Raw genomic sequence first — 5,791 nt, forward strand, 5'->3', positions numbered from 1 at the left:
ATTCTATTTTGTTGGAAATAAAGATTCTATTTTCTGTAGTTCTCATTTATTAACTTTATGATTAATTCAAAAATTTTATAACAAAAAAACGGGATTCCAATAATACCAATTATCCAACCTAATAGTGGAGTGTATTTTCTTGAATCATTAAATAGATGGTTAAATGGTAGCATTGCATAGCAAAGAATAATGAAAATGAAATAGCCTATTATCCTTGCAATATTTTTAGTTTTATCACTATATAAATTATTGTTTAGAATGTAAACTACTAAAGCTCCACCACCAAAAAAGAATAGAGTTAAAAGTGCTATTATAGTTGTTTGCTTTTTTTTCGATACAATTAATAAAAAAAAAGAAATAATTACAAATAGAATACTGATTAAGTAATAGATTTTTTTATTTTTTATAATCATTTTGATAAATACTAATTTTGAATACAGTGAGTAAAGATAAATTTATAATTTCTGATTTAAAGTTTAATTATCAACCAAAATCAACCAAAATGAGAAAAATAGAACAACTTTTTAGTGAATATGGTGAGAGTCATCAAAATGCTACAAACAAATTGATTCATTGGATTTGTGTTCCACTCATCTTTTGGACGATTCTTGGCTTTATTTCCTACATTCCAACGCCGCATTTTTATATTCCAGCTTTTGGTTATATAAGTATAGCTTCAATTATTGCGTTGATAATTGTTTCAAAATTTTATTTCAGACTTTCGTTTGTCGTTGGTTTTATCATGATTTTTGTGATGTTGATAATGGAGTTTTTTATTTCACAATGCAATCTTCAATTTGGTATTAAATCTTGGACAGTTTACTTGGCAGTTTTAACTTTACATGGATTCAGAAATTCGTTGGTCACAAAATAGAAGGGAAGAAGCCAAGTTTTCTCAAAGACTTACAATTTTTGTTGGTTGGCCCAATTTGGTTATTAGGTTCTATTCTTCGTAAGATAGGAGTTAAATATTAAGATTTTTCATCTAAAGACGAAAGAGATTATAACGACAAGTTTGCCTAAGAAAGGGCTAACTTGCGGTTATATATTTGAAAAGCAAAAAGTTTAAACTAAAAAATGCTTCCAATAAATAGGAAGCATTTTTCGTTTCATGTGTTGTTTTAAGCGTGTTTACACTTTCAGGTCTGTATGAGCGCCCAAAAGTGCTTTATTTTCTTCGATTATAGGATCAACCAAATCTTTTAAGAATTCTTCTGTCTGTTCAGATGCAAATCCTGTAAAGTTCTTCGGATCTAATAATTCGACTAATTTATCTTTATCAATTTTTACGTTATCATCAGCAATAATACGCTCAATCAAATCGTTTGATTTTCCTTCCATTTTCACTTGTCTTGCAGCTTCCATAGAATGCGTACGGATGATTTCGTGTAATTCTTGACGGTCTCCACCATTTTTAACCCCTTCCATAATGATATATTCGGTTGCCATAAATGGTAATTCTTCCGCAATATGCTTCTCGATGATTTTAGGATAAACGACTAAACCATCTAAAATATTGTTCCAAATGATTAAAATTGCATCAATCGCTAAGAAAGCTTGAGGAACGGCTAAACGTTTGTTTGCAGAATCGTCTAATGTTCTTTCGAACCATTGTGTTGAGGCAACCATTGCAGGAGAACTTGCCAAAGACATCACGTATTTCGCTAATGAAGCGATACGCTCAGAACGCATTGGGTTGCGTTTGTATGCCATTGCAGAAGATCCAATTTGGTTTTTCTCGAAAGGTTCTTCAATTTCTTTTAAGTTTTGTAATAAACGTAAGTCGTTTGTGAATTTATGTGCAGATTGTGCAATGTTTGATAATAATTCTAATGCTTGTGCATCAATTTTACGATCGTAGGTTTGTCCTGAAACGGCAAAAACATTATTGAATCCGAAACGTTCAGATAATTTTTTGTCTAATGTTTTTACTTTTTGGTAATCTCCGTCAAATAATTCTTTGAAAGAAGCCGCTGTTCCAGTTGTTCCTTTTACTCCGCGGAAACGTAAAGTATCGATTCTGAATTCTAATTCTTCTAAGTCTAATAAAACAGATTGTAACCAAAGTGTTGCACGTTTACCAACTGTAGTTAACTGCGCTGGTTGAAAATGTGTAAATCCTAATGTTGGTAAATCTTTGTACTGACGTGCAAATTTTGCTAAACCGTCAATTACATTGATTAATTGTCCTTTGATGTGTTGAAAACCATCACGGATTTGAATCAAGTCTGTATTATCGCCAACAAAAGCAGAAGTTGCACCTAAGTGAATAATTGCTTTTGCGCTTGGTGCAACGTCTCCGTAAGCGTGTACGTGAGCCATTACATCGTGGCGAAATTTCTTTTCGTAAGCTGCTGCAACATCATAATCAATGTTTGTTGCATTGTCTTTTAACGCTTGAATTTGTTCGTCTGTAATATCTAATCCAAGTTCTTTTTCAATTTCTGCTAAAGCAATCCAAAGCTGTCTCCATGTTGTAAATTTTTTCTCAGGAGAAAAGATGTATAGCATTTCGTCGCTACAATATCTCGATTCTAACGGATTTTGATACTTGTTCATTGTATTGTGTTTGTTTTGTTTTTAAAATTTCTTCAAAATGGTTTGTACGTCTTTCACATAATATCCTTCGAAAAGATAAGCGTGAATCAACAATGGAAATAATTGCGCAATAGGCAAACGTTCCTCGTAATTGGCTTCGAGCGGATGACTTTCTTGATAAGCATCGAAAAAAGCATCGTCAAATCCACCAAAAAGTTTTGCTATAGCAATGTCCATTTCGCGATGTCCATAGTAAATAGCAGGGTCTATAATTGTAAATTCATCGTTTGAATTCGCTAAAATATTTCCGTTCCAAAAATCACCATGAATTAACGCTGGTTTTTCTTCGGGGAATATAGAATTCAATTGTTTACATAAATTTTCTGCTGATTTTAGTTGTTTTGAAGTGATTAATTGTTTGTTTTGCAACAATTTTATCATGGGTAAGATTCGATTGTTTGCGTAAAAATCACTCCAAGTTGTTGTAAAACTATTCGGTTGCACCACAATTGCGATATAATTGTCTTCTGTCCAACCAAATTGTTTGTTTGTTTTTTGATGAAGTTTAGCTAAGTTTCTTCCTAAGTTTTCCCAATTAACAACAGTTGGAGTAGAGGATTCTATCCATTCTAACACTAAATATTGAAAATCTTTTCCAGCTTCACCAACATCGATCACCTTCGGAACTGAAAATGTCTTTGTTTTTTTGATGGCTTCTAAAGCTCGCGCTTCTTTTTTGAAAAGTTGTGGGAAGTTATTAGCAGAATTAACCTTTAAAAAATATTTTTTATCAAACGACTCTAATCGAAAGGCATCGTTAATATCACCACCTTTTATCGGGACGATAGAATCTATGCCTAAATTCAATTGTTTTAATCGTTCTAAAATTTCATTCATAAAAATATCTCATAAAGTTATAGCCTAACAATAACGTCAGGCTATATTATAAATTATATTAAAATAAAGTTGTTCTAATAATGTTTTGAGAGCGCTCTGGACCAACCGAAACTAAATAAACTTCGATTCCTAAGTATTTCTCAATGTAGTGGATGTAATCTTGCGCAGTTTGCGGTAATTCGTCGAAAGTTTTTACGTTTGTAATATCTTCTTTCCATCCAGGTAATTCGTCGTATTGAGCTTCGTAATTAGCCAATTTAGTTGTAGAAGAAGTGAAATAATCGATGATTTTTCCATCTTCAGTTTTGTAACCTGTACAAACTTTAACGGTATCAATATTAGACATTACATCTAATTTAGTGATTACTAAATGTGTAATTCCATTAATCATACAAGCGTGTTTTAACGCCACTAAATCTAACCATCCTGTACGACGTGGACGACCTGTAGATGCTCCGAATTCGTGACCAACTTGACGGATTTTTTCTCCTAATTCGTTGTCCAACTCTGTTGGGAAAGGTCCGTTACCAACACGTGTACAATATGCTTTAGAAACTCCGATCAAATTTTTTAGTTTTGTAGGAGGAACTCCAGCACCAACACAAACTCCACCAGTTGTTGGAGAAGATGATGTAACGAAAGGATATGTACCAAAATCGATGTCTAACATCAAGGCTTGTGCACCTTCGAATAAAACGTTTTTACCTTCGTCAATTGCTTGGTTAATTTCTAACTCAGTATCAATAATACGTTCTTTTAAACGCTCTCCGTAAGCCACGTATTTTTCGTAGATTTCTTCAAAAGCTAAAGGCTCTTTTTCGAATAATTTTTCGAATAAAGCATTTTTAACAATTAAATTTTCTTTGATTTTTTCTTTTAAAATATCTGGATTTAATAAATCAATAGCACGAATACCAACACGAGCAACTTTATCCTCATAACAAGGTCCAATTCCGCGTTTTGTTGTACCAATTTGATCTTTTCCGGCAAATTCTTCACGATATTCATCTAACAAAATATGATAAGGCATAATAATATGCGCTCTTCTTGAGATAAATACATGATCTGTAGATAAACCTCTTGCTTCTAATTTTTCGATTTCAGTGAAAAAAGCTGCAGGATCTACTACGACACCATTCGCAATAATACATTTTCCTTTGCATTGTAAAACTCCAGAAGGTAATAAGTGTAATACAAATTTATCATCACCTACATATACTGTATGACCAGCGTTGTTACCACCTTGGTAGCGTACAACATAATCTGCTTTTTCAGCAAGAACATCTGTAATTTTTCCTTTTCCCTCGTCACCCCATTGAAGACCGACTACTACGTGTGTTGACATATGTTTGTTCGTTATTTGTTTTTGGAAATAAAAATGAAACAATTCATTTTATCTTGGTTCACTGCAAAGGTAATTTAAACCTTTTCTTAAACAAATTTTAAACTCGATTTAGCACGATTATTTTTCAAGATTTTGTTAATAATTTTTGAAGATGAAATTTACTAAAAAATAACCGAATCCATTTAAATAAAAAGCGTAATTTTACAAACTTTTACACCAAAAATTTCCATATGAAAATTGAAATCTGGTCGGATGTTATGTGTCCGTTCTGTTACATCGGAAAAAAACATTTTGAACAAGCTTTAACCCAAATTCCTTATCAAGATAAAATTGAGGTGGAATGGAAAAGTTATCAGTTAAATCCTGATTTATCTAAAACTGAAATTACATCTGTTGATGAATACTTAATTCAAGCAAAAGGAATTTCGCAAGAACAAGTTTCTGCGATGCATAATCAGTTAGCTGAAATGGGAAAACCTGTAGGAATCGACTTTCAACAACAAAACTCTAAAGTTGTGAATACAGGAGATGCTCATCGTTTAATTCATTTTGCGCAAGCAAATGGAAAAGGTTCGGAAGCAGAAGAAAGACTTTTTAAAGCGTATTTTACTGAAGGTAAAAATGTTGCTGATTATGAAGTTTTGGCTGAATTGGCTGAAGAAATTGGTTTAAATAAAACCGAAGTTCTTGAAATGCTAAATTCTGATGCAAATGTTTTTGAAGTTGCTTCTGATGTTTTGGATGCACGTAATATTGGTGTTTCTGGCGTTCCGTTTTTTGTAATCGATCGTAAATATGCGATTTCTGGAGCGCAACCTGTCGAGTATTTTGTATCTGCCTTGACACAAGCTTACGAAAAAGATCATTTGGATCAACCACAAAATGGTGCTTCTTGTGATGTAGACGGAGATTGTGATTAAACTTTTTTAAATAAAACAGAAAGGACTTCAATTTACACTGCCCCCAAAAAGTTAGACACTTTTGGGGGCATTTTTTATGGCAATAAAAGTA

General features: G+C 32.6%; 6 protein-coding genes. 3 read left to right on the forward strand and 3 right to left on the reverse strand.

Going from position 1 to position 5,791, the window contains the following annotated elements; genetic code table 11:
- Positions 1-502 precede the first annotated feature (502 nt).
- Together Q0616_RS07475 and Q0616_RS11900 are read left to right on the forward strand one after the other, a co-directional pair.
- On the forward strand, positions 503-874 hold the full coding sequence (locus Q0616_RS07475; RefSeq protein ID WP_286484328.1) for an Mpo1-like protein: 372 nt from the start codon (positions 503-505) through the stop codon (positions 872-874).
- A complete protein-coding gene (locus Q0616_RS11900) occupies positions 811-975 on the forward strand; it encodes an Mpo1-like protein (RefSeq protein ID WP_353619305.1) in 165 nt (54 codons plus the stop codon). Before Q0616_RS07475 ends, Q0616_RS11900 begins: the two co-directional genes overlap by 64 nt.
- 156 nt (positions 976-1,131) lie before the next feature.
- Here the strand turns inward: Q0616_RS11900 and purB are convergent, their stop codons facing one another.
- Genes purB through Q0616_RS07490 form a run of 3 tightly spaced genes read right to left on the reverse strand, consistent with a single transcriptional unit; the run spans position 1,132 to position 4,780 of the window.
- Positions 1,132-2,559, reverse strand: a complete 1,428-nt coding sequence (gene purB, locus Q0616_RS07480) for an adenylosuccinate lyase (RefSeq protein ID WP_171621607.1) — start codon at positions 2,557-2,559, stop codon at positions 1,132-1,134.
- Positions 2,560-2,580: 21 nt separating this feature from the next.
- A complete protein-coding gene (locus Q0616_RS07485; RefSeq protein WP_260543627.1) occupies positions 2,581-3,435 on the reverse strand; it encodes a fructosamine kinase family protein in 855 nt (284 codons plus the stop codon).
- Between the two features lie 58 nt (positions 3,436-3,493).
- Positions 3,494-4,780: an adenylosuccinate synthase gene (locus Q0616_RS07490; RefSeq protein WP_298776192.1), complete on the reverse strand. Its 1,287-nt coding sequence runs from the start codon at positions 4,778-4,780 to the stop codon at positions 3,494-3,496.
- Positions 4,781-5,010: 230 nt separating this feature from the next.
- On the opposite strand from Q0616_RS07490, the gene Q0616_RS07495 reads away from it, so the two are divergent.
- The gene (locus tag Q0616_RS07495; protein ID WP_286484331.1) at positions 5,011-5,700 is read left to right on the forward strand and encodes a DsbA family oxidoreductase; all 690 of its coding nucleotides are present in this window, start codon (positions 5,011-5,013) and stop codon (positions 5,698-5,700) included.
- Positions 5,701-5,791 lie beyond the last annotated feature (91 nt).

This window comes from uncultured Empedobacter sp., assembly GCF_937930195.1.
Taxonomy (GTDB): domain Bacteria; phylum Bacteroidota; class Bacteroidia; order Flavobacteriales; family Weeksellaceae; genus Empedobacter; species Empedobacter stercoris.

Excerpts from the sequence above, each read along its gene's own strand:
- Q0616_RS07485 (WP_260543627.1), bottom strand. The coding sequence starts at position 3,435 with ATGAATGAAATTTTAGAACGATTAAAACAATTGAATTTAGGCATAGAT.
- Q0616_RS07475 (WP_286484328.1), top strand. The coding sequence starts at position 503 with ATGAGAAAAATAGAACAACTTTTTAGTGAATATGGTGAGAGTCATCAA.
- Q0616_RS07495 (WP_286484331.1), top strand. The coding sequence starts at position 5,011 with ATGAAAATTGAAATCTGGTCGGATGTTATGTGTCCGTTCTGTTACATC.
- Q0616_RS07490 (WP_298776192.1), bottom strand. The coding sequence starts at position 4,780 with ATGTCAACACACGTAGTAGTCGGTCTTCAATGGGGTGACGAGGGAAAA.
- purB (WP_171621607.1), bottom strand. The coding sequence starts at position 2,559 with ATGAACAAGTATCAAAATCCGTTAGAATCGAGATATTGTAGCGACGAA.